Origin of the sequence: Nonomuraea sp. NPDC049607 (assembly GCF_040675375.1) — a bacterium.
GTDB lineage: Bacteria > Actinomycetota > Actinomycetes > Streptosporangiales > Streptosporangiaceae > Nonomuraea.
The window spans coordinates 77,955-99,060 of record NZ_JBFAOV010000009.1 but is presented as its reverse complement, the minus strand read 5'-3'; the positions used below and the strand labels follow the sequence as shown (position 1 = coordinate 99,060).

The following is a 21,106-nucleotide window of genomic DNA, read 5'->3' as shown; positions in this document are numbered from 1 at the left end:
CGAGGCGGTGAGCACCGAGGCTCGGATGATCCAGTGTTCGGGGCTGGGCCGAGTTCTTGCCCAGGAAGATCGAGGTGGTGGCTTGCGGGCCGCATGTCAGGTGAACGCCGCCAGGATGGCCATGGCGCCGTCGTCCGAGTTGCTGATCGTCAGATAGACCTCTTGGCCATCCCACTCGCTGCTTACGCCGTCGAGTCCGTCGACACAACGGAGGCACCCGTCTTCCTCGGGATCATCGATTCGACTCCATCCCTTGGCGAGGAACTTCGCGAATATCTGCTCGCTGGTCATCGTGCGTTGTGCGCTGAAGACAAGGGAACCGCCGCTTCCGGAGTCACAGTCGTCTTCTTCCATGGCAGTCTCGGCGACGGTCACAGGGAGAAGTCCCGACACGATCTGCTTCAGTTGGTTGATCTCCTTCTTCGCCTGTGCCTCGCACATTGCTCCGCAGCCGGTCAATGAGGTAAAGAAGACGGCACCTGCTGCGATGACTGCGCAGGTTCTCGTAAGGCGATTCATAAGTCTTCGACTCCAAGGACTCTCGGGCGCGGTGGCTGCGACAACGGATAGCCGCCCTGGCCGGGGACCGCCTGTGCGGTTGTCGTGGATACGGGAGGTGTCGAAAGGGAGCTGCCGAGGTTCGGGTGCCGAACTCGGTAATGGGCGGCGCAGTCGGTCGGCCATGGTCTGTCCCTCTCGAAAGGGCGCGTTTTTAGCAGATACGAAGGGGATGAGCAGTGTGTCGTCGATGGGGTATGGCTGGTTCGTTGAGGAGTGTCAGAAGGACAGCGATCTTGTCGGTGTGACGTTCGTGCGGGGCCTGTCGCCGGAGGAAGCGTTGCGTCGGATTGGAGCCGGTCCCGGGGACACCTCGCGAGAAGTGGGCATTGCCGCCTACACGGCAGACGGAGGCGCGGTCCTGATTGATTACCATGTGCAGCCACTCCCGGAGACCCTCTCGCAAGGGACGGAGATGGCGAGGGTCATCACAGGCATCACCATGGACGAGTACTTCGTCTACTCCGTCGACGAGGTGGTGGTGACGGAATTCGAGCCGTTCTTCCCCGGCGAGCGGGACGGCACCAACCCTGACCACCTGCTGACCCATATGCGAGAGCTGGGCATGCCGCTGGACGGAGAGGCCGACACGGGGACCTCCGCCGCTCTCGCCCTCGCGCTGGCTGCACGGGCCACCGGGGTCACCCTGACGCCGCCCCACTACGCGGCCGAGCCCGTCGTCGGGTCGATCGACTGAAGGTGAAGATCACGGATCTCATGGTGGCGGACGATCATTCCGCTGCAGGCAAGCATGTACCGTTTCGTGGCTACTCGGTGTCCCGGTGGACGGGCGGTACGGGCTGGGGCGGATATCGGGACGGTTTTTGAGGGTGGCAGGCCGGGGCGGACGGTGGGACTCTAGGGGGCGAGGCGACCTGCTGGAGGAGATCGTGAATCACCCCGAGTTGACCACGAACATGGTCCTCGCCGCCATCCGGGACCACGAGTTCGCAGCCTACGACGTCCTGGTCAAGGAGTACCGGTCAGAGGCCGTGATCGCAGCGTTCACGGACGCGGCCAGGTCGGGCTTCACCAGCTTCGGTGTAGCGGTACATCTGGCGTCGTTGACGGACAAAGGACGTAAGCACCTCGCGGGCTGAACGGCGCGGTGGGTCTCACGAATGAGCCGTAGGCGGTTGTTCGCCTCGACCACGAGGCTGATGTCCAGCTTGCGGCTCCTGCCCTGGGCGGTGCGTCTCGGGGCAGGCCAGTGCCTTGGCGTAGGGTCGAAGTTGTGAACGATCAGGGCGTTCCGCCGTTCGCCCGGGCCCGTGCCGCGTCCGGGGCGCTGTTCTTGGACGACCGTGGTCGTGTGCTTCTCGTCCGTCCTACGTACAAGCCGTTCATGGACATTCCGGGTGGGTGTGTCGAGCCGGGGGAGACCCCGTACGAGGCCTGCATTCGGGAGGTGCAAGAGGAGCTGGGTATTCGGCCGGCCATCGGGCGCCTTCTCGTGGTCGATTGGTCGCCTTCCCCGAAGGTGGGCGACAGGGTCCTGTTCGTGTTCGACGGCGGCACGTTGGACGATGCACTGCTCAGGCAGATCAGGTTCGTGGACAAGGAACTGAGCGCCTATGAGTTTCACTCCGTCGAGGAACTGGACGGATTGTTGATCGAGCGGCTTGCCCGTCGCCTCAAAGCGGCCGTCACGGCGCGGGAGCTTGGCAGGATCATCTATTTGGAGCACGGCCAGGCCCTTCCCGTCGAGTAACCATCTGAGTGGCAACGGTCTTCTGTCCGGGCCACGACCGCCTTCATGGGCAACCATTCGCGGCGGATGGGTAGGGGCTTTCCGCATTGTGGTCGCGCATGGAAGGCTTTCCGCCGTGGCTGAATCGGATGAACCCGTGCGGGATGAGAAGTCGAGAGACGATCGCGGCGAGATCGAAATGGTCAGTGCGGTCGGTACCGCGCTTCTCGTTCTCGGTGGAGCGCTGTGTGTCGGGGCGCTCGTGTTCGGCGATGGTGAGCCGACGCGGCAGATGCTCGGCGTCTTCATGCTCGCAGTGGTCGCGGGGCTGGCTCTGCGTATCGAAGCGGCCATTCGTAGCCGGTGAGCGTTCTTCTTCTTGAGGTCTGAAGGGCGTCGCGGCCTGACGGTCGGCCCCCAGGCCGGCTCGGCGACGGTTTCTCCGCCACCGCCGTGGACGAGATCTGCGCCAGGGCCGGTGTGACCCGTGGCGCATTCTCGCCGCAGACCAGAAGGCTGGTCGAGGCGCCGGGGGCGCTCGGCTGGACCGCGATGCGGGACATCCAGGCGGGGTGCAAGGAGCAGATGCGCCGCGGGCTGGCCATCGCGATCGAGGCCGGGTGCATCCCGGACCGGCCGCTGGACCCCGTGACCTCACTGCTGTACGGGGGGATCTGCGAGAGCGCCCTGGACATCGCCCGCGCCCCGGACCAGAGTGCCGCGCTGGAGGACTCGGTGGCGGAACTCGACCTGGTGCTCGCCGGTGTAGCCCACCGGTCAGGTCGCGGCTGCGCGCACACGAGATGAAGGCGCCGATCCGGTGCGGCCACGGTTCTCAGGCCGTACCATCCGCCTTGGGATCAGGGAGCCGGGCCCGGCTCTGATGGCGCTGTTGCCTTGCGAAAGGGGCTTCTGCTGTGTCATCCCTCGAAGAGGCGTTGGAGTCCAGGGATCATCTCGTCGCCGTCTGGAGCGCCTTGGTACGGGATCGGGGCGGCCGGGTCAGTACGGATGACGGCATCGTCCACATGTGGGCTGACAGCACGTTCGGGTTCTGGAACACCGTGACCCTCGCCGGCGCGGACATCTCGGCGGACGCGCTCGGCGAACAGCTCGCACGGGCGGCGTCGTTCATGAGGGCCAGGTCCGAGAGCGGGTATCTGTGGGTCTTCGAGGATCTGCTGAGTTCCCAGGCGAAGGCGAGCCTGGCCCAGCGCGTCGCCGAGGCCGGTCTGGAGGTGGCGTTCTCGGGCCGGGGCATGGCGGGCGACCTGTCGGTGCCTGAGCCGTGCCATCCGGACCTGGAGTTCCGGCGGGTGGAGAGCGAGGAGCACCTCGCCGCGTACGGCGACGTCAACGCACGTGCCTATGGCATGACGCCCGAGGCGGGCATGGCCGCCCTGGCGGGTTCGGAACTGTGGCGCGGCGACGTGCACGCCTATCTCGGATACCGCGACGGACGGCCGGTGACCTGCGCCGCCACCGTCGCCGGCCCGGGTTCGATCTTCCTGGCGCTCGTCGCCACCCTGCCCGAGGAGATGCGCAAGGGGTACGGCGAGGCCGTCACCCGTAAGGCGATCCACGAAGGAGCCAGGCGGAGCGGGCACCGGCGGCTGGTTCTCCACGCCACGCCGGCCGGGCAGCCCGTGTACGAACGGATCGGCTGTCGCGCCAACACGGCCATCCACTTCCTCCAGCTCGCCGCCCGGAGCTGACAGGCCGGGTTGCCGTCCCCAGGGGCGACGCGCTCCTCAGGAAGGCCGACCAGGGGCCGAGACCCTTTCGTCATGCCTACTTCGGATGATCACGGGTAGCGCTGTGCAACCACCCCAGCTACAGAAGTGGAAGCCGGCATGATCACTCTCATTCTGCTCATCCTCGCCCTGGCCTGCTTCGTCCTGTCCGCCTTCAACATCGGCGGCGCGCGCGTCAACCTGCTCGCACTCGGGCTGGCGCTCTGGGTCCTCAGCGAGATCATCCCGAAGCTCGGCGAGCTCTGACCCCCGGCGCCTGAGACCACCCCCGACGGGCAGGAACACTCACATGGACGCCCTCACCATCCTCGCCCTGCTGGCGCTCCTCGCCGGCATCCTGGTCGCCCTCACCCAGAAGGTGTGGCCCATCGCGTTGTTGTGCGGAGGTCTGTTCCTGTCCGTCCTCGCGGACGCCGGTCTCATCATCAGGTAGGCGAGCCCCCTCGCCTCCCCCGGCGGGGAGAGGTGAGGGCTGCTCGTGCCTCAGCAGTAGGCGATGCCGGTGACGGTGAACGGGATGTTGTGGTACGGCGTGTACTCCGACCGCTGGCCAGGGGAGACGCAGGGGCCGCCCTCGGGCCAGGAGCCGACCTGCGGGTCGGGATGGGTGACCCGGATGACCACGGCGTAGTTGCCGGTGCCGCCGGTGCAGTACGCCCAGGCGGTCTTGCCGTCGCGGCCGGTGGTGCAGCCGGTCGGGGAGGCGTGTGCGGGGGAGGCGGCGCCGGCTAACGCGACGGCGGTGAGGACGGTGGCGAGGGGCAGGACCAAGTGCTTTCTCGCGCGCATGTGCTGACCTCCAGCGGGTCGTCAGGCAGTGCACTGTTAGGAAAGCTTCCTAAGAGAAACTAGTCGCGCCGTCCTCGGCGTCAAGCCCCTGCCCGGTGTCCGGGACGACCGGTCAGCGGGGGCGGGGCCCCTTCTTCTTGCGGCCGGTCGGCGCGGCGCGGCGGCCCGAGCTTTTCTGGGCGGGCTTGGGGGACTGGCGTTGCGCCGGCTTCTGGGCCGGCTTCTGGGCCTGCTTCTGTGGAGGTGAGGCGGGGGCGCGGCCCCGGGAGCTGTTCGCCGTGCGGCCGCGCACGATGCCGATGAAGTCCTCCACCAGGTCGGTGGTCGCGTCCGTGGGCCAGGCCAGGGCGACCTGGGACTGGGGGGCGTCCGTCACCGGGCGGTAGGTGAGGTCTTTGCGGTGGTGGAGGCGGGCCAGTGACTGGGGGATGAGGAGCAGGCCGGCGCCGGAGGCCACCAGTTCGATCGCGTCGGCCGTCGTGGCGGGACGGGTGAAGGCCGGCTGTCCGGGCCGGGGCGTCCACTCGATGGTGTCGTCGAGGGGGTGGAAGATCTCCTCGTCGGCCAGGTCGGCGAGGGTCACCTCGTCGGCGGCGGTCACGGCGTGGTCCTTGGGCGCCACGACCACCGTGGTCTCGACGTAGAGGGGGATCGCGCTCAGGCCCTCGCGGTCGATCGGCAGCCGGACGAACGCCGCGTCGGCGTCGCCCTCCCGCAGGAGGCCCAGCGCCTCCAGGTTGGGGACCGTGAGCAGGGTCAGCGGCACGTCGGGCAGCCTTTCGGCCCAGACGCCGGCCCACTTGGCGGGGGTCACCCCGGGCACGTACGCCAGCCGGAAGCCGCTGCCTGTCTCGTCAGTCACGTCCTCAGGGTATCGATGTCGGGGACGGTGTTCCGACTGGCTAGGCTTGGGGCCATGACCTCGTCCAAACCGAAGAGCATCCAGACGATGAAGCCCGAGACGGCGGCCAAGAAGCTGGGTGTCCTTCTCTCGGCCACGCCCGCGGAGTTCCAGGCGGGTGTCGTCTCCAGGGACGAGCTGAACGAGCTGCAGGCCAAGCCGCCCGCGTGGCTCGCCGACCTGCGTCGTAACGGGCCGCATCCCAGGCAGGTCGTCGCCGCGAAGCTCGGCGTCTCGATCTCGGGCCTGCTCAGGGGCGGGATCACCGAGCCGCTCACCACCGCCGAGATCGACGCCCTGAAGGCGGAGAACCCCGACTGGCTGGAGCGGGAGCGGACCGTCCAGGCGGACAACCGCAAGGAGGCGCTCCGACTCAAGGAGCGCTAGCGGCGCGGGCCGGACGCGGTTGCGGCCCGCCTGATGGAGGCAGGCCGCGGTTCGCGATCCGGTCAGGCGCGGGCGAGGTCGGGGATGCTCGACAGCCCGTGTTCGAGGTCCTCGTCGGTCGGCTCGTCGTCGGGGAGCAGCCCGGCCTGGTACTTCTCGTAGGCGGCCAGGTCGAAGTGGCCGTGCCCGGACAGGGCGATCAGGATCGCCTTCGAGCGGCCCTCCTCGCGGCAGCGCAGCGCCTCGTCGATGGCGGCGCGCACCGCGTGCGCGGACTCGGGGGCGGGCACGATGCCCTCCTCGCGGGCGAACAGCACGCCCGCCTCGAAGCAGTCGTTCTGCCGCATCGCGACCGCCTCCATCAGCCCGTTCTCGACGGCCCGGCTGATCAGCGGCGAGATGTCGTGGGCGCGCAGCCCGCCGGCGTGCACCGGCGGCGGCACGAACCTGTGGCCCAGCGTGTGCATCCGCGACAGCGGGGTGAGCCGGGCCGCGTCGGAGTGGTCGTAGGCGATGCGGCCACGCGTCAGGGTGGGGCAGGCGACCGGTTCGGCGGCGATGAGCCGGATGTCGCGGCCGCGGCGGAGCTTGTCGCGCAGGAACGGGAAGCACATCCCGGCCAGCGTGCTGCCGCCGCCGCAGGGGCCGACCACGATGTCGGGATAGTCCTCGGCGAGCTCCATCTGGAGCATCGCCTCCTGGCCGATGACGGTCTGGTGCGCGCACACGTGGTTGAGCGAGCTGCCGCGCGTGTAGCCCAGCTCGGGGTTGGCGTAGGCGACCTCCAGCGCCTCGGACTTGGCGATCCCGAGGCTGCCGGGGTGGTCGGGGTCCTCGGCCAGCACGGCCCTGCCGGCCGCGGTCAGCGGGCTGGGGCTGGAGTTGCAGACCGCGCCGTACGCCTCCATCAGAGCCCTGCGGTACGGCTTCTGCCGGTAGCTGACGCCCACCATGAACACCTGCGCGCTCAGCCCGAACATCGCCGCGGCCGAGGCGATCGAGCTGCCCCACTGGCCCGCGCCGGTCTCGGTGACCAGCCCGGTCTTGCCGACCTGCTTGTTGTAGTACGCCTGCGGCACCGCCGAGTTGGGCTTGAGGCTGCCGACCGGCGAGACGCCCTCGTACTTGTAGTAGATGCGGGCGGGGGTGTCGAGGGCGCGTTCGAGGCGGCGGGCCCGGTAGAGCGGGGTCGGCCGCCACTGGCGGTAGATGTCGCGGACCGGGCCGGGGATCTCGAACTCCGGCTCGGTGCTGAGCTCCTGGTCCACCAGCGGTTCGGCGATCGTCCTGCACAGCTCGGCGCGGCTGATCGCCGCGCCGGTGGCCGGGTCGAGGATGGGGGCCGGCTCGCCGAAGTCCGCGGCGATGTTCAGCCACGTGTACGGGATGTCGTCCTCGTTCAGGGTGTATTTGACGCGCTCGTTCAACGGATACCTCTCAAGGGGACTTCGTCGATGGGTGTCAGACGCCCGCTTCCGCGGCCAGCGAGCCCTGCACGGTCTGGTCCCGGCCGCCCAGCAGCCCGGGGTGGGCGGTCCGGAACCCCTCCAGGACCAGCTCGTAGGGGAAGTCGTCGAACTCGCCGTGCCAGTGCAGGAACTCCATGTGGCGCCGGCCCGACTCGTCGTGCGGGTGGTAGACGCTGTCGGCGGCGCCGTCGAACTCCAGGGGCTTCAGGCGGTACAGCCGGCAGAGCAGCTTGTTGAACACGGGGGTGGCCTTCACCCAGCGGCCTTCGAGCTGGACGGAGACCAGGCCGTGGAAGCGGAACACGTCGCCGCCGACGAGCTCCTTGAGCCGCCCGGAGGCCAGGTGGTTGCGCACGTCGGCGAACACCAGCCGGGACGGGATGCCGAGGGAACGGGCGGCGGCGGCGTACACGACCGACTTGTGCAGGCAGAAGCCGCTGCCGCGGGCGATGATCGTGCTGGCCCGCAGGCCGTCGCGGGACATGTCGATGTCGTAGACGTCGTACAGGATGTCGTCCCGCACCTTGTAGTACAGGCGCACGGCCTGCTCGGTGGGGGTGGTGGCGCCTTCGACGGCCCGTTCGGCGAACTCGCGCACCACGGGGTGGCCGGCGTCGAGGAACTTCGTGGGGGCCAGGTCAGCGGTCATGTGTGTGACTCCTTGAGGCCGAGCATCCGGGCGATGCGGATCCGTTGCATCTCCGAGGTGCCGGAGTAGATGGTGCCGCCGACCGCGTCCCGGAGGTCCTTCTCCAGCCCGGTCCCGGTCAGGTAGCCGCTGCCGCCGAAGATCTGGATCGCGGCCAGCGCCGACCTGACGTTCGCCTCGCTGGCCACCACCTTGGCGATCGCGACGTCGGTGGCGACGTCCCGGCCGGCCACGAAGCCGCGCGCGGCGTCGTACAGCCAGCGCCGCGCGGTCTCCACGTCGATCTTCATGTCCACGATCCGCCCGGCGACCAGCTGGAACGAACCGATCGGACGGCCGAACTGGCGGCGCCGGGAGGCGTGCTCGACGCAGCGGTCCAGCCGGTGCCGCATCGCGCCGACCTGGACGATGAAGGAGCACAGGATCTCCCACCGCATCACGTGTTCCAGCACGGTGAACCCCATGCCGGGCCGGCCCACCACGTTCCCGGCCGGGACGCGGCAGTCGCGGAAGGTCAGCTCCCCGAGCGGCGACGTGCGCAACCCCATCTTGGGCACGTCCGGGCCGGTCAGCAGGCCCGGGGTGTCCTTCTCGACCAGGAAGGCGGTCAGGCCGAAGGGGCCCAGGTCCCGGTCGGTCACCGCGTAGACCACGAACAGGTCGGCGACCGGGCCGTTCGTGACGAGCACCTTGTCGCCGTCGAGGATCCAGTCGTCGCCGTCCTGTTTGGCGGTCATGCCCATGCCCAGCACGTCGGACCCGCCCCCGGGGTCGGTGATCGCGTGCGCGGTGATCGTCGTCCCGTCGCAGATGCCGGGCAGGTGGCGGGCCTTCAGCTCGGGGCTGCCGAAGCGTTGCAGCGGGATCCCGGCGCTCACGATCTGCGTGCAGAGCGAGAAGCACAGCCCGCCGTCCCGGCAGCCCTCGCCGAGCCCCTCCAGGACGTACATGGTGCTGAGCAGGTCCAGGCCGCGGCCGCCCCACTCGGGGGCGAACGGCAGGCGCAGCAGGCCGGAGGCGCGCACCTGCTCCCACTTCTCCGCGGGCAGGCCCGCCGCCCGATCGGCTTCCAGGTGGCCTTCGCCCAGCACCTCGTACCAGTCCGCGAACTCGGCCCGGAGTTCGCGGTGTGTGTCGCTCCACTCGTCCATGGGTGACCAGATCCGTCAGTAGTGGGAGAACTGAGCCTCAGCCAGCCGGTGGCGCTCGTCGCCCTGCAGCGCGGGGGAGAAGACGCAGATCAGCCGCAGGTCCTCGCCGGGGTCGGCGATCAGGTGGTGCGGGTCGTTCTGGTCGAGGGCGTACATGGTGCCCGGCTCCAGGACGTGGTGGCGTCCGTCGGCGTCGATCACGGCGCCCCGCCCGCTGATGCAGTAGCACGCCTCCAGGTGCTTGCGGTACTGGAGGGGGGAGCTGGTGCCGGCCCAGACGATCGTGTCGGTGAGCGAGTAGCCCATGCCGTCGCGCTCGACCAGGAAGCGGTGGCTCAGGCCGTTCCCCCACTCGACCGGCGTCACGTCAGAAATCTTGCGGATGATCATTGCAGTGTCCGTTCTGCTGGTGCTGATAATGCGTTTCCGACGAATTCACGAATGGCCGCCACGGTCCGGAAGTTCTCCGGGGCGATGTCGAGCTCGTCGACCGGGACGTCGAACCTGTCCTTGATCCAGCCGATGAGCTTCAACAGGCCCAGACTGCTGATGACCCCGTTGCGGAAAAGGTCGTAGTCGGCCTCGAGTTCGTCGGGCGGAGTATCGGGAAGATACTCGGTCACCACGAATTCTTTAATCTGGCGTGTGATGTCCACGAAAGGCAGCATCACACGCGCGCGCACGCGGCGGCATCTCCGAGAATGCGCGTGCCCGCAATATGGCTTTGCGTGTCAGCCGATGCGCTTCCGGTCCACCTTTCCGGTCGAGGTACGCGGGAACGGCTGCTCGACCAGCCTGATGGCGGACGGGATCGCGGCCCGCGGCAGCCGCATCGCGCAGTGCGTACGCAGGCGCAGCCCCGACAGCCGCCCCGGCCCGGTCCCGCGGACGAACGCGGTCAGCCGGGTCTCGGCCCCGTCCACGGCCGGGACGACGGCGGCCTCCACGACGTCGTCGTGCTCCAGCAGCACCCGCTCGATCTGCTCCAGGTTGACCCGGATGCCGCGCACCTTGAGCTGGAAGTCGTCCCGGCCGACGAGGAACAGCCGGCCGGCGGCGTCCCGGCGGACCAGGTCGCCGGTGCGGAACCAGCGGCGGCCGTCGGGCCCGGTCACGAACCGGCCGGTCGCCGCCGCCGGGTCCGGTGTCACGTACCCGGCGGTCTGGAACGGCGTCCAGACCAGCAGCTCGGTGCCGCCGTCGTCCGGCGGGACGGGCGCCAGGTCCGGGCCGAAGGCGGCGACGACTCCGGGCAGCGGCCGGCCGATCGGCAGGGGGCCGGGCCCGGCGGCCTCGGCGGCGTCGAACTCGTGCCAGAAGCTGTCGTTGGTCTCGGTGCAGCCGTAGACGTTGTGCAGCCGGGCGCGCGGGAACCTGCGCGGCAGGCCGGCGCGCAGGGGGACCGGCGCGTGGTCGCCGGTGACGACGACGTGCCGCACCCCGGGGAAGACGCCCTCCTCCAGCAGCTGGTACAGCATGGGCACGCCCTGGACGACGGTGACCCGCGAGGCGGTGAAGAAGTCGGTGACGTAGCGCGGGTTGGCGGCCAGGGCCGGGTCGACCAGGGCGACGCATCCGCCGTGCCGCAGCGTGGCCCACACGTCCAGCAGGCACAGGTCGAAGTTGAGCGGCGCGTAGTTGAACACCACCTCGCCGGGGCCCAGGCCGAACGCCTCCCCGGCCCAGCCGGTGAACCGGGCCACCGCGCCCGCCGGCAGCGGCACGATCTTCGGCGCGCCGGTCGAGCCGGAGGTGGTCAGCATGAACGCGGTGTCCTGTTCGTCGACCGCGACCGGCTGCGGGACGGCGGGCCCGTCGCCGTGCCCGCCGATCACGGTGGTCACCACGTCCGGGTGCTCGGCGGCGTCCTCGGGGGTGGCGGCGAGCACCTCGACGCAGCCCGCCCGCGCGCACAGCTCGCCGAGCGCGACCGTGCCGAGGTCGATCGGCGGCAGCAGCAGCGGCCGGCCGGCCGCCAGGCAGCCGAGCACGAGCGCGACCGCCTGCGGCGATTTGCGGGCGAGCACCGCGACCGGGCCCGGCGGAAGGGCGTCCAGTTCCTTTTGGGCCCGTCCGGCCCGTGCGGCGAGTTCGGCGTAGCTGACGATTTCCGTCCGGGTGCGCAGCGCCGGCGCGGACGGTTCTCTCTTGGTGTGCGCGATGAAATCGCGGAGCAATTCTGTGGTCATCGGAGGTCACCCATCGATTTCTTGGTTGCCGGATACCAATGATTTTGTTCGATGTGCGACTTCGGTATCGGGAACGCGGGCTTCAGCTAATTGCCCGCGCCCGGCAGCTTCCTGTCAGCGAGAAAGGGTCAGGACCGTACTTCCAGTTCTTCCGCCCGCTCCGGCGGGGCCGCGGGGGCGGGCGTCTCCTCCTCGGCGCGGGTCGCCAGCACGCACCCGCCCAGGATCAGCACGAACGAGACGACGATCAGGGCGGTCAGCGGCTCGTCCAGGATCAGGACCCCGGCGACGATCGCCACCGCCGGGTTCATGTACGTCGACACCAGCGCCCGCGACGGCCCGGCCTCCTTGATGAGCTCCACGAACACCACGAACGCCAGCCCGGTGCAGACCACGCCCAGCCCGGCCAGCGCCGCCAGCACCTGCCCGCTGGGCATGGCGGACGGCCAGGTCCAGATCGCGGCGGGCGTGTAGACCAGCGCGGCCAGGGTGAGGCAGGCGGCGGTCAGCGGGAGGGTGGGCAGGTCACGCAGGTACCGGTCGGCGATGAGCGGCGCGATCGAGTAGCAGAGCGCGGTCAGCAGCACCTCGCCCATCGACCAGGCGTCCCCGCCGCTCAGGTGCGGCCCGGCCAGCACGGCGACGCCGGCCAGCCCGACCACCAGCCCGGCCCAGCGGGCCCTGCCGAGCCGTTCGCCGCCGCCGCTCAGGCGGGCCAGCGCCACGCCGAGTATGGGGGCCGCGGCGATCAGCAGGCCGCTGGTGGAGCTGGTCAGCCGGCGTTCGGCGTCCGACAGCAGCCACCAGGGCGCCAGGATCTCCAGGAAGGCGAACGCGATGACCGGCCGCCAGTACCGCCGGACCATCGCGAGCTGCCCGCCGCGGATCGCCAGCGGCAGGAGCAGCGCGGCGCCGATCGCGGTGCGCGCGAAGACCAGCACGGGCACCGGCACGCCGCCGACCGCGACCTTGATGAGGAGGTAGGGGATGCCCCAGATCACGGACATCAGCGCGAACAGCACCCAGCCACGGCGGCTCACATGCGGCTCCTTGGGATCGGGATGGACGGCCTGCTCAGGACGAAGGGCACGCGAGCGGCCGGCGACGGAACAGGGAGGGCGGGGACGGGAGCGGCGCCGGGGATGCGGGCCGTCGGCCTGCGTGAGACCGACGGCGAATCCATGAAAATCCTCCAGCCTATTCGCTGCCGCGCGACAATTCCCGCACGAAAGCATTTCTCCCGAGAATTGCACGGCGCCCGTGTCGCGGCTTCTTCCAACGTGCTCTTTCAGTGGACAATCGGCTCGATCCCAAGGGATGCTGGACGCGCGACCGGAGTGCCGCCGATCGGTGTCCTCGCAGGTCAGTCGCGAATCACCGGCTCTCGCCGGACGGCATCGGGCCGCTGGTCCCGCCGCGCCAAGCCGTGCACTGTCACCCTGAAACGGAGGGAAACCACCAATGACCGATAAATCCCCCAATCCCGCGCTCCGGCAGCTGGACGTCCTCATCGGCACCTGGCGGGTCAGCAACGTCGAGGACGGCGTGCCGGCCGACGCCGGCACCGTGCGCTTCGAGTGGCTGGAGGGCGGCAACTTCCTGGTCCAGCACGTCGACCTGGCCGACACCAAGGCCGTGGAGTACATCGGCTACGACGAGGAGAGCAAGACCCTCAAGTCGCACCTCTTCGGCCAGGGCGCCGAGATCCTGAAGTACACCTGGGAGGTCAGCGGCGACACGCTGACCATCTGGTACGGCGACCAGGGCTCGCCCGCCCGCTTCGTCGGCAAGTTCAGCGAGGACGGCAACACCAACGCCGGCGCCTGGGAGTGGCCCGGCGGCGGCTACCAGTCGACCATGACGCGGGCCTAGCCTTCCCGGTTCTCCGCCCGGCGGCCGAGGTCGCCGGGCCGCCCGTGTTCGCTGGGCGATCTGGCAGGTTCTTGTCAAGGATGACCGAAACATCCGTAAGATACGTGGCCTATTGCTACGGATGTGACTTGGGGGCCTGACGTGACGCTGCTGTCCCGGCGAAACCTTCTCAAAGCGGGCGCAATCGCGGTACCGGCCGCGGTCCTCGCGCCCGGAACGGCCGCGCGGGCGGCGAGGCCGATGCCCGGGGTCGAGATGTCGGGGATCGCCCCCGCCTCGCTGGCCGGGTTCGACAACGTGGTGAAGAAGTTCGTGCTGGACCGGCGGATCACCGCCGCGCAGCTCGCCATCATGAAGAGCGGCAAGATCGTCCTGGCCCGGGGCTACCGCTACAACGACTTCTCCAGGGCCCTGCCGACGGTGTCGCCGACGTCGTTGTTCCGGATCGCCAGCCTGAGCAAGAACATCACCTCCGCCGCGATCATGCGCCTGGTGCAGGACGGCAAGCTCAGCCTGTCGGCCAAGGTCACCCAGCTCCTCGGGCTCACCCCGCTCGACACCCGCATGGGACAGGTCACCGTACTGCGCCTCATGCAGCACCTCGGCGGCTGGGACCGCGACGTCTCCAAGGACCAGCTCTGGCTGGACCACACCATCTCGGCGGCGCTCGACGTGCCGCTGCCGATCAGCCACGCCGACATCATCAAGTACGCCACCGCCCGGCGGCTCGACTTCGACCCCGGCGCCAAGATGGTCTACAGCAACTACGGCTACCTGCTGCTGGGACGCGTCATCGAGAAGGTCTCCGGCATGTCGTACGAGTCGTACGTCAAGACCAAGCTGCTCAAGCCGCTCGGCATCACCCGCATGCGGCTCGGCCTCAGCCTCAGGAACGAGGCCGCGCCCGGCGAGGTCGCCTACGAGTCGCAGTACACGAACAAGTCCGTGGTGGACACCTCCGGCACCGTCGTCCCCTACCAGTACGGCGGCTTCAACATGCCCAACCAGGACGCCAACGGCGGCTGGCTCGCCTCCGCCGTCGACCTGGTCCGCTGGACGCTCGCCTTCGACAAGCCCGGCACGGTGCTGACCTCGGCCTCGATCGCCAAGCTGTTCGCCAAGCCGGAGATCGGCGTCAACCAGTACGGGTCCTGGTACGGCGGCGGCTGGTGGGTGCGCCAGGTCACCGGCCACCTCAACACCTGGCACGACGGCTCGATGCCCGGCACGTTCTCCTACCTGGCCCGGCTGCAGAACGGCTTCAGCTACGCGGTCGTGTTCAACCGCAGGGAGGAGACCGGGTCGCTCGACTTCGACACGATCGACGACGACATGAACAAGGTCAGCGTCTCCTCCTGGCCCACGACGGACCTGACGTCCCGCTACTTCTGAGGACGCCGGAAGGCGCGGGGCTCACTTCGCCGACCGGAGCTCCTTCAGGTACTCCTTCAGCGGCTTGAGCCCCGCCGCCGCGCGCCGTTCGTCCACCCGCGCCTCGTCCTCGATCGGGGTGCGGGGGCGCCAGCGGCCCTCGGGGGTGGTCTCCCACTGCGTCCCGTACACCTGGGGTCTGTGCTCGGCCACCCGTACCCGGTCCACCAGGTAGGCCAGGTCGGACGGGTCGGCGTCGCCGTCGTCCACCGCCCGCCGCATCATCTCCAGGCCCCGGCGCTGCAGGGGCAGGTCGCGGTCGGCGTGCTGGACGAGCGCCCACGCCGCCCGCGCGCCGTCCTTGCCGACCAGCTCGAACCCCGGCCAGCCGTACGCGTCGAGGATCTGCCGGATGCGCTCGGTGTTGGCCTTCTCGACCCGGTCCCAGTCCTCCTGGCCGGCCTCCAGGGTGCGCTGCTCCTGGTCCGCCTTGAGCATCGTCAGCAGCTCGGCCCGCAGCGCCGGGTTCTTGGGGGCGTCGTCCTTCTTCGGGGTGTCGCCGCACGCCGAGACCACGACCAGCGCCGCGAACAGCCACAGGAATAAGGCCCGCATGGCCCGATCATCACCCGGTCCGTCCGGAGATGCGAGGGGTGTCCGCGGCCCTTCCGGCGGCCGACGTGGGTCACATCCGGGTCCGCGCGTACGCCTGGAGCGCGTCGCGGACGAACCGCGCGCCGTCGGCGTCGTCGTACATGGTGGCGAAGCGGGGGTCGTCGACGTACATGTCGCCCAGGCAGGTCACCATCTCGATCGAGCGCTCCCGGTCGCCGTCGGCCGTGGGTGTGCCGGGGATCCGGCTCAGCCACCGGACGTGCCGGGCGGCCATCGTCTGGGCGGGTTCCGAGGTCGGCGAGATCCCCGACCGCGCCGCGGCGACCCAGGCGGCGACCAGGTCCTCGGCGGCCTGCTTCCAGGCCCGCTGCTGGTCGAGGGTCTTGCCGTGCCACCAGTCGTTGCTCACCCGGAACACGCGCTCGCCCCAGCGCGAGATCACCTCGTCCTTGTAGGGGTCGTTGAACCCGGCCAGCATGACGTCCTGCCGCGGTTCCGTCCCCGCGCGCAGGGCGTCGAGCGTGTCGCGCGCGGAGCGGATCTGCCGTTCGACGCGGTCCCGTTCCTCCTCCAGCGCGGTGATGTGGGCACGGAGCCCGTCGCACACGTCGACCTCGTCGGCCAGGACCTCGGCGATGGCCGGCAGACCCATGCCGAGCCGGCGCATCAGCAGGATCCGCTGCAACCGGACGACCGAGGTGGAGTCGTAGTAGCGGTACCCGTTCGCGCCGACCCGGGACGGGGCCAGGAGCCCGAAGCTGTCGTAGTGCCGCAGGGTGCGGCTGGTGACGCCGGCCCTGACCGCGAGTTCCTGGATCGTCCATTCCATCCCTCCAGTGTCACCCGCGGCCGAGCGTGGCCGCGATGACCTCCGAGCTGTCGGCGTGCAGGGCCTGCACCGCGCTCCGCCCGGTCGCCGCCAGGTAGGCGTCGACCAGGCGGTTGCCCGCGGCGTACCCGGCGCCCATCGGCAGGCCCACCGGGGTGAGGCCGAAGCGCTCGGCGCTGGGGTCGCCGTGCACCCAGGCGGTGAAGTTCTGCATGCCCGTCACGTCGAGCCCGGCGAGCACCTTGTCGAAGACGGCGTCGTCCTTCAGGTGCGGCACGCCGAGGCGGGCGTGGCCGAGCTCGTCGCCGTAGAGGCTGCGGGCGAAGGCGTCGGCCAGGCCCTCGGAGACGATGTGCTCGCCGACGGTGACGGTCATCGGGTCCCACACCACGCCGCCGGGGCTGAACCTCAGGTTGTGGTGGAGCTCGTGCACGACGGTGGCCTCCAGCCGCTCCACGTTCTCGGGGAAGGGCCACAACGTGATGGCGATGTTGCCCGAGATGCCGCCGAACCCGGTCACTCCCAGGCAGGGACCCACGAAGTGCTGGTCGGCCGGATCGCCGAGGACGAACAGCACGGTGATGTCCGGGGCCTCGAACCCCGGCGTCGCCTCCAGCAGCACGGCGAGAGCGTCGTCGAGCGCCCGCCGCATCCGCTCCCAGGCTCCGGCCGCCGCCAGGGTCTCCAGCGCGTCGAGGCAGCGCTCCTCGTCCCGGTCGATGGGGAACCCGGACGTCTCGCGGTGGATGGCCACCAGGTCGATCTCGCCGGGCTGGTAGCGGTACATGCCGCTGTTGGGCTCCAGCATCGAACGCAGCAGACCGGCGCGCTCCGCGACGGGGGCCAGCAGAATCCGCCGCATGGCGGAGTAGGTGTCAAGAAGGTCGATGGACATGGCCCGGATGCTAGAAGTTGACGCAGCGTCAAGGTCAAGCCGATGGGTTCCGGCCCGGCGGCGGGTCAGAATCCGATGGGCTGGCGGAGCAGCAGGACGGTGCCGCGTCCGGGCTGGTACTCGGCGTGGAGGATGAGCAGGCGGTTGACGGCGCTGGGCGACCCGTAGACCGCCAGGGCGCGGGCGTTCTCCAGCGGCAGGCAGTGCTCTTCGACGCGGCGCAGCGCGGTGCTCAGGTCGGGCACCACCTTCTGCGCCCCGACGACCCAGATCGCGCGGGCGGCGCCGCCGGCGTAGCCGGGCAACTGGCTGCCGCTGCCCGAGGCGATCACGATGGAACCGGTCTCGGTGACCGCGTGGACGCTGCCCACGGCGACGTCGGGGCTGGCGCGCAGCCGCCGGATCTCGTCCGCCTGGGTGCTGCGGTCCATGGCCAGGGTGCGCGGCTTGACGGCCTCGTACCGGGTGCCGGCGTTGAGGTCCTCCTCGATGCCGGACAGGCGGAGGGTCTCGCTGGCCCCGGTGAACACGCCGGCTCCGGCGGGGATCAGCTCCCTGACCCGGGCACGCGCGGCGGCGGCGTCGTCGAGGATCTCGACGGTGAAGCCGTGCGCGGTCAGCGCGGCGGCCGCCCGCTCCAGGCGCTCCGAGGACGCCGCGTCGGCGAAGGGGGTTTCCGTGATGGAGATGGTCATGATGTCCCTGCGCTTCCTGTTCGCTGGATGATGGGTGGGTTCTCAGCGGTTCGACAACGCAGCCCTGAGGAATGTGAGGACGATGCGTCGCCTCACATTTCGGTCCGCCGTCTTGTCGAAGGGGTGAGTACAACCACGACCCAGGGAGCGAAGGCGCCATGACCACCCGATCCGAGCCGGAGCCGAGCCTGGACGCGATCATGAGCGAGCGGCGTCACCTGACCAACCTCGCCTACCGGCTGCTGGGCTCGCTGGCCGAGGCCGAGGACGCCGTCCAGGAGACCTACACCCGCTGGTACGCCATGTCCCGGGAGGAACAGGACGCCATCAGGTCGCCCGGCGCCTGGCTGACGACGGTCGCCGGTCGCGTCTGCCTCAACGTGCTCGGCTCGGCACGAGCCCGGCGGGAGACCTACGTGGGCGAGTGGATCCCCGAGCCGCTCCCCGACGGCGCCGTCACCGACCCCGCCGACCGGGTCACCCTGGACGAGTCGGTCAGCCTGGCCTTCATGGTCGTGCTGGAGTCGATGACCCCGGCCGAACGGGTCGCGTTCGTCCTGCACGACGTCTTCTGCCACTCCTTCGCCGAAGTGGCCGAGATCGTCGGCCGTTCCCCGGCGGCGTGCCGCCAGCTTGCCTCCTCGGCCCGTCGCCGTGTCCGGGCCTCGCGGCCTTCACTGACGACCCCGGCCGCCCGGTCCGCCGGCGTCGTCAGGGACTTCAAGCAGGCATGGGAGGCCAAGGACATCGACGCGCTGATCGGCCTGCTCGACCCCGACGCCAAGGCGATCGCCGACGGCGGCGGCCTGGCCGTCACCTTCCCGCACCCCATCGAAGGCGGCGAGCAGATCGCCCGCGCCTGGGTCGAGATCGCCCGCCTGCGGCCCGACGACATGACGTTCCTCGAATGCGCGGTCAACGGCCAGCCCGGCCTGGTGGCCCGGCAGGACGGCGTCGTCGTGACGGTGTTCGCGTTCGAGGTCGCGGACGACCGGATCAAGAACATCTGGGTGGTCCGCAACCCCGACAAACTCCGTCGCTGGACGACGACCGGCATCGCCTGAGGAGGCGTTCCGAGCGGTCGGCGTGGCCCCGGGTGGCGAGCCCTGCCGCCGGCGGGCTCAGCTCGTCGTGATCTCGCTGACGGGCGAGCCGGGAGGCAGGGAGCGTACCTGCTCGTGGATCTGGCCGGCGATGTTGAGCCCGACGACGAAGTCGATCACTCCCAGGTTGTCCACGTCCACCTCGCCTCCGAGAACCGGCGGGCGCGTGAAGTCGTACACCTGTCCGGCGGCCGGAGTCAGACCTCGCTGCTCGGCCGCCTGCGCGAGGCTCGCCAGCAGGTAGTGCTCCCGGCCGTCGACGGTGCTCAGCTCCGCCAGCAGCGCGTCGGCGTCCTCCCAGGATCGGGTGAGGCTGCCCTGCATCGCGTCGAGCCACCAGAAGCCGTCCGCCGCCTGGAGGATGACGTCCCCGAACAGGGACGCGAGCACCGGTACCTTGCCCTCCAGCCCGATCCAGCGCCAGGACTCCAAGCCCTGCTCGAACTGTTCCGGCGTGAAGTCCTTCGTCAATTCCATCCCGATATCAAACCGTATGTCCGTTACGTGTGGGGCCGCCGGCGGACAGGAGGTCCGCTGAAAATTTCTTCGCGGCGGGATGTCGAGAACCGGAGTCCGGCTCCGTCCCAGCAGCGGAACACGGGCCACACTGGACCGTACAGCTCGAAGGAGAACGCTGATGGCCAAGTACCTGCTGCTCAAGCACTACCGGGGCGCGCCGGCGTCGGTCAACGACGCGCCGATGGACCAGTGGACGCCGGAGGAGGTCTCGGCGCACCTGCAGTACATGCGCGACTTCGCCGCCCGGCTGGAGGAGACCGGCGAGTTCGTCGACAGTCAGGCGCTCTCCCCGGAGGGCACGTTCGTCCGCTATGACGGCGAGGGGCGGCCGCCGGTCACCGACGGCCCGTTCGCCGAGACCAAGGACCTGATCGCCGGCTGGATGGTGATCGACGTCGAGAGCCACGAGCGGGCGGTGGAGCTGGCCGGCGAGCTGTCGGCGGCGCCGGGGGCGGGGGGGAAGCCGATCCACGAGTGGCTCGAACTGCGCCCGTTCCTGGTCGAGCGTCCCTCGGTGATCGAGTGAACGAGTCGCTGCTGCGGGAGCTGGTGCCCGCGGTGATCGGTGTCCTCGTCCGTCGCGGAGCGGACTTCGCGTCGGCCGAGGACGCCGTGCAGGAGGCCCTGGCCGAGGCCGTACGCGTCTGGCCGGACGACCCGCCCCACGACCCCAAGGGCTGGCTGGTCACCGTCGGCTGGCGCAAGTTCCTCGACGTCGCCCGCGCCGACGCCTCGCGACGGCAACGCGAGACCCGCGTCGAGAGCGAGCCCCCGCCCGGCCCGGCCGAGGCGGTGGACGACACGCTCCAGCTGTACTTCCTGTGCGCGCACCCGTCCCTGACGCCGGCCTCGGCCGTCGCGCTCACGCTGCGCGCGGTCGGCGGCCTGACCACGCGCCAGATCGCGCAGGCCTACCTCGTGCCCGAGGCGACCATGGCCCAGCGGATCAGCCGGGCCAAGCGCATGGTCTCGGGCGTGCGGTTCAACCAGCCCGGCGACGTCGCCACCGTCCTGCGCGTGCTGTACCTGGTCTTCAACGAGGGCTACTCCGGTGACGTCGACCTCGCCGGCGAGGCGATCCGGCTCACCCGCAGGCTCGCGGCGCGGATCAAGCGTGAGGAGGTCGCGGGCCTGCTCGCGCTCATGCTGCTGCACCACGCCCGGCGTCCGGCGCGCACCGCGCCCGACGGACGGCTGGTGCCCCTCGCCGAGCAGGACCGCGCCCTGTGGAACACCCGCCTGATCGCCGAGGGCGTCGACGTGCTCCAGGCGGCCCTCGCCCGCGACCGGCTGGGCGAGTTCCAGGCCCAGGCCGCCATCGCCGCGCTGCACGCCGACGCCCCGACGGCCGAGGAGACCGACTGGGTGCAGATCGTCGAGTGGTACGACGAGCTGGTGCGCCTGACCGGCAACCCCGTGGCCCGCCTCAACCGGGCCGTCGCCGTCGGCGAGGCCGACGGTCCGCGCGCCGGTCTGGCCGCCCTGGCGGACCTCGACCCCGCCCTGCCCAGGTACGCCGCCGTCGCGGCGTACCTGCACGAGCGCGACGGCGACCCGGTCACCGCGGCCCGGCTCTACGCCGAGGCCGCCCGGTCGGCGCCCAGCCTTCCCGAACGCGACCACCTCACCCGCCAGGCCGCCCGGCTCAACGCCCGATCGCGCGGCTGAGC

The 21,106-nt window shown here is 70.2% G+C and carries 29 protein-coding genes; 14 read left to right on the top strand and 15 right to left on the bottom strand.

What is annotated here, in order from left to right; genetic code table 11:
• Positions 1–96: 96 nt before the first annotated feature.
• Positions 97–519, bottom strand: coding sequence for a hypothetical protein (locus AB0J97_RS19765; RefSeq protein ID WP_364091062.1), 423 nt, complete (start codon positions 517–519; stop codon positions 97–99).
• Between AB0J97_RS19765 and AB0J97_RS19760 the strand changes: the two genes are divergently transcribed.
• The 8 genes from AB0J97_RS19760 (at position 488) to AB0J97_RS19725 (ending at position 4,435) form a co-directional block, all read left to right on the top strand.
• A complete protein-coding gene (locus AB0J97_RS19760) occupies positions 488–1,255 on the top strand; it encodes a DUF6461 domain-containing protein (protein WP_364090542.1) in 768 nt (255 codons plus the stop codon). The two genes, AB0J97_RS19765 and AB0J97_RS19760, sit on opposite strands and share 32 nt — an antisense overlap.
• 193 nt (positions 1,256–1,448) lie before the next feature.
• Positions 1,449–1,658, top strand: coding sequence for a hypothetical protein (locus tag AB0J97_RS19755; RefSeq protein ID WP_357698431.1), 210 nt, complete (start codon positions 1,449–1,451; stop codon positions 1,656–1,658).
• Positions 1,659–1,792: 134 nt separating this feature from the next.
• Positions 1,793–2,269 (top strand): NUDIX hydrolase, encoded by a 477-nt coding sequence (locus AB0J97_RS19750; protein ID WP_364090537.1) that lies wholly within the window; start codon positions 1,793–1,795, stop codon positions 2,267–2,269.
• Positions 2,270–2,384: 115 nt separating this feature from the next.
• Positions 2,385–2,615 carry a hypothetical protein gene (locus AB0J97_RS19745; RefSeq protein WP_364090535.1) on the top strand — a complete coding sequence of 77 codons (231 nt, stop codon included), beginning with the start codon at positions 2,385–2,387 and terminating at the stop codon, positions 2,613–2,615.
• A 113-nt stretch (positions 2,616–2,728) separates the two neighbouring features.
• The gene (locus AB0J97_RS19740; protein ID WP_364090532.1) at positions 2,729–3,055 is read left to right on the top strand and encodes a hypothetical protein; all 327 of its coding nucleotides are present in this window, start codon (positions 2,729–2,731) and stop codon (positions 3,053–3,055) included.
• Positions 3,056–3,165: 110 nt separating this feature from the next.
• Positions 3,166–3,963 (top strand): GNAT family N-acetyltransferase, encoded by a 798-nt coding sequence (locus tag AB0J97_RS19735; RefSeq protein WP_364090530.1) that lies wholly within the window; start codon positions 3,166–3,168, stop codon positions 3,961–3,963.
• A gap of 138 nt (positions 3,964–4,101) precedes the next feature.
• Complete coding sequence (locus tag AB0J97_RS19730; RefSeq protein WP_357698421.1) at positions 4,102–4,248, top strand: hypothetical protein; 147 nt, start codon at positions 4,102–4,104, stop codon at positions 4,246–4,248.
• Between the two features lie 43 nt (positions 4,249–4,291).
• The gene (locus tag AB0J97_RS19725; protein ID WP_357698419.1) at positions 4,292–4,435 is read left to right on the top strand and encodes a hypothetical protein; all 144 of its coding nucleotides are present in this window, start codon (positions 4,292–4,294) and stop codon (positions 4,433–4,435) included.
• Positions 4,436–4,485: 50 nt separating this feature from the next.
• On the opposite strand, the gene AB0J97_RS19720 is transcribed toward AB0J97_RS19725, so the two are convergent.
• Positions 4,486–4,791 carry a hypothetical protein gene (locus AB0J97_RS19720; RefSeq protein WP_364090526.1) on the bottom strand — a complete coding sequence of 102 codons (306 nt, stop codon included), beginning with the start codon at positions 4,789–4,791 and terminating at the stop codon, positions 4,486–4,488.
• Between the two features lie 112 nt (positions 4,792–4,903).
• Entirely contained in the window at positions 4,904–5,653 is a 750-nt protein-coding gene (locus tag AB0J97_RS19715; protein ID WP_364090524.1) for a LysR substrate-binding domain-containing protein, read from the bottom strand.
• Positions 5,654–5,707: 54 nt separating this feature from the next.
• Here AB0J97_RS19715 and AB0J97_RS19710 point away from each other — a divergent pair, with 54 nt between their 5' ends.
• Complete coding sequence (locus AB0J97_RS19710; RefSeq protein ID WP_364090521.1) at positions 5,708–6,079, top strand: DUF5997 family protein; 372 nt, start codon at positions 5,708–5,710, stop codon at positions 6,077–6,079.
• Positions 6,080–6,141: 62 nt separating this feature from the next.
• On the opposite strand, the gene AB0J97_RS19705 is transcribed toward AB0J97_RS19710, so the two are convergent.
• The 7 genes from AB0J97_RS19705 to AB0J97_RS19675 all read right to left on the bottom strand — a co-directional run bounded on the left by AB0J97_RS19705 (position 6,142) and on the right by AB0J97_RS19675 (position 12,577).
• Entirely contained in the window at positions 6,142–7,506 is a 1,365-nt protein-coding gene (locus AB0J97_RS19705) for a TrpB-like pyridoxal phosphate-dependent enzyme (RefSeq protein WP_357698412.1), read from the bottom strand.
• A 34-nt stretch (positions 7,507–7,540) separates the two neighbouring features.
• Positions 7,541–8,197, bottom strand: a complete 657-nt coding sequence (locus AB0J97_RS19700; RefSeq protein WP_357698410.1) for a transglutaminase family protein — start codon at positions 8,195–8,197, stop codon at positions 7,541–7,543.
• Positions 8,194–9,348: an acyl-CoA dehydrogenase family protein gene (locus AB0J97_RS19695; protein ID WP_357698408.1), complete on the bottom strand. Its 1,155-nt coding sequence runs from the start codon at positions 9,346–9,348 to the stop codon at positions 8,194–8,196. The genes AB0J97_RS19700 and AB0J97_RS19695 overlap by 4 nt, the downstream gene beginning before the upstream one ends.
• 15 nt (positions 9,349–9,363) lie before the next feature.
• Positions 9,364–9,738, bottom strand: coding sequence for an ectoine synthase (locus AB0J97_RS19690; RefSeq protein WP_357698407.1), 375 nt, complete (start codon positions 9,736–9,738; stop codon positions 9,364–9,366).
• Positions 9,735–10,004 (bottom strand): acyl carrier protein, encoded by a 270-nt coding sequence (locus tag AB0J97_RS19685; protein WP_357698405.1) that lies wholly within the window; start codon positions 10,002–10,004, stop codon positions 9,735–9,737. The genes AB0J97_RS19690 and AB0J97_RS19685 overlap by 4 nt, the downstream gene beginning before the upstream one ends.
• Before the next feature lie 75 nt (positions 10,005–10,079).
• A complete protein-coding gene (locus AB0J97_RS19680; RefSeq protein WP_364090515.1) occupies positions 10,080–11,537 on the bottom strand; it encodes an AMP-binding protein in 1,458 nt (485 codons plus the stop codon).
• 128 nt (positions 11,538–11,665) lie between these two features.
• A complete protein-coding gene (locus tag AB0J97_RS19675) occupies positions 11,666–12,577 on the bottom strand; it encodes a DMT family transporter (protein ID WP_357698401.1) in 912 nt (303 codons plus the stop codon).
• A 421-nt stretch (positions 12,578–12,998) separates the two neighbouring features.
• Here AB0J97_RS19675 and AB0J97_RS19670 point away from each other — a divergent pair, with 421 nt between their 5' ends.
• Both AB0J97_RS19670 and AB0J97_RS19665 read left to right on the top strand, forming a co-directional pair.
• On the top strand, positions 12,999–13,409 hold the full coding sequence (locus AB0J97_RS19670; RefSeq protein ID WP_357698400.1) for a hypothetical protein: 411 nt from the start codon (positions 12,999–13,001) through the stop codon (positions 13,407–13,409).
• 240 nt (positions 13,410–13,649) lie between these two features.
• Complete coding sequence (locus AB0J97_RS19665) at positions 13,650–14,801, top strand: serine hydrolase domain-containing protein (protein ID WP_357698399.1); 1,152 nt, start codon at positions 13,650–13,652, stop codon at positions 14,799–14,801.
• Positions 14,802–14,822: 21 nt separating this feature from the next.
• Here AB0J97_RS19665 and AB0J97_RS19660 read toward each other — a convergent pair whose 3' ends face one another.
• The 4 genes from AB0J97_RS19660 to AB0J97_RS19645 form a co-directional block, all read right to left on the bottom strand.
• The gene (locus AB0J97_RS19660; RefSeq protein ID WP_364090511.1) at positions 14,823–15,395 is read right to left on the bottom strand and encodes a DUF6624 domain-containing protein; all 573 of its coding nucleotides are present in this window, start codon (positions 15,393–15,395) and stop codon (positions 14,823–14,825) included.
• A 70-nt stretch (positions 15,396–15,465) separates the two neighbouring features.
• Positions 15,466–16,224 (bottom strand): MerR family transcriptional regulator, encoded by a 759-nt coding sequence (locus tag AB0J97_RS19655; RefSeq protein ID WP_364090508.1) that lies wholly within the window; start codon positions 16,222–16,224, stop codon positions 15,466–15,468.
• A 10-nt stretch (positions 16,225–16,234) separates the two neighbouring features.
• Positions 16,235–17,119, bottom strand: a complete 885-nt coding sequence (locus tag AB0J97_RS19650; RefSeq protein ID WP_364090505.1) for a DUF2268 domain-containing putative Zn-dependent protease — start codon at positions 17,117–17,119, stop codon at positions 16,235–16,237.
• A 65-nt stretch (positions 17,120–17,184) separates the two neighbouring features.
• A complete protein-coding gene (locus tag AB0J97_RS19645; protein WP_364090503.1) occupies positions 17,185–17,814 on the bottom strand; it encodes an LUD domain-containing protein in 630 nt (209 codons plus the stop codon).
• A gap of 158 nt (positions 17,815–17,972) precedes the next feature.
• On the opposite strand from AB0J97_RS19645, the gene sigJ reads away from it, so the two are divergent.
• A complete protein-coding gene (gene sigJ, locus AB0J97_RS19640; protein WP_364090500.1) occupies positions 17,973–18,878 on the top strand; it encodes an RNA polymerase sigma factor SigJ in 906 nt (301 codons plus the stop codon).
• A gap of 57 nt (positions 18,879–18,935) precedes the next feature.
• On the opposite strand, the gene AB0J97_RS19635 is transcribed toward sigJ, so the two are convergent.
• Positions 18,936–19,394 (bottom strand): T6SS immunity protein Tdi1 domain-containing protein, encoded by a 459-nt coding sequence (locus AB0J97_RS19635; RefSeq protein WP_364090497.1) that lies wholly within the window; start codon positions 19,392–19,394, stop codon positions 18,936–18,938.
• A gap of 160 nt (positions 19,395–19,554) precedes the next feature.
• On the opposite strand from AB0J97_RS19635, the gene AB0J97_RS19630 reads away from it, so the two are divergent.
• Both AB0J97_RS19630 and AB0J97_RS19625 read left to right on the top strand, forming a co-directional pair.
• Positions 19,555–19,962: a YciI family protein gene (locus AB0J97_RS19630; RefSeq protein WP_357698388.1), complete on the top strand. Its 408-nt coding sequence runs from the start codon at positions 19,555–19,557 to the stop codon at positions 19,960–19,962.
• Complete coding sequence (locus tag AB0J97_RS19625) at positions 19,959–21,104, top strand: DUF6596 domain-containing protein (RefSeq protein ID WP_364090494.1); 1,146 nt, start codon at positions 19,959–19,961, stop codon at positions 21,102–21,104. Before AB0J97_RS19630 ends, AB0J97_RS19625 begins: the two co-directional genes overlap by 4 nt.
• Positions 21,105–21,106 lie beyond the last annotated feature (2 nt).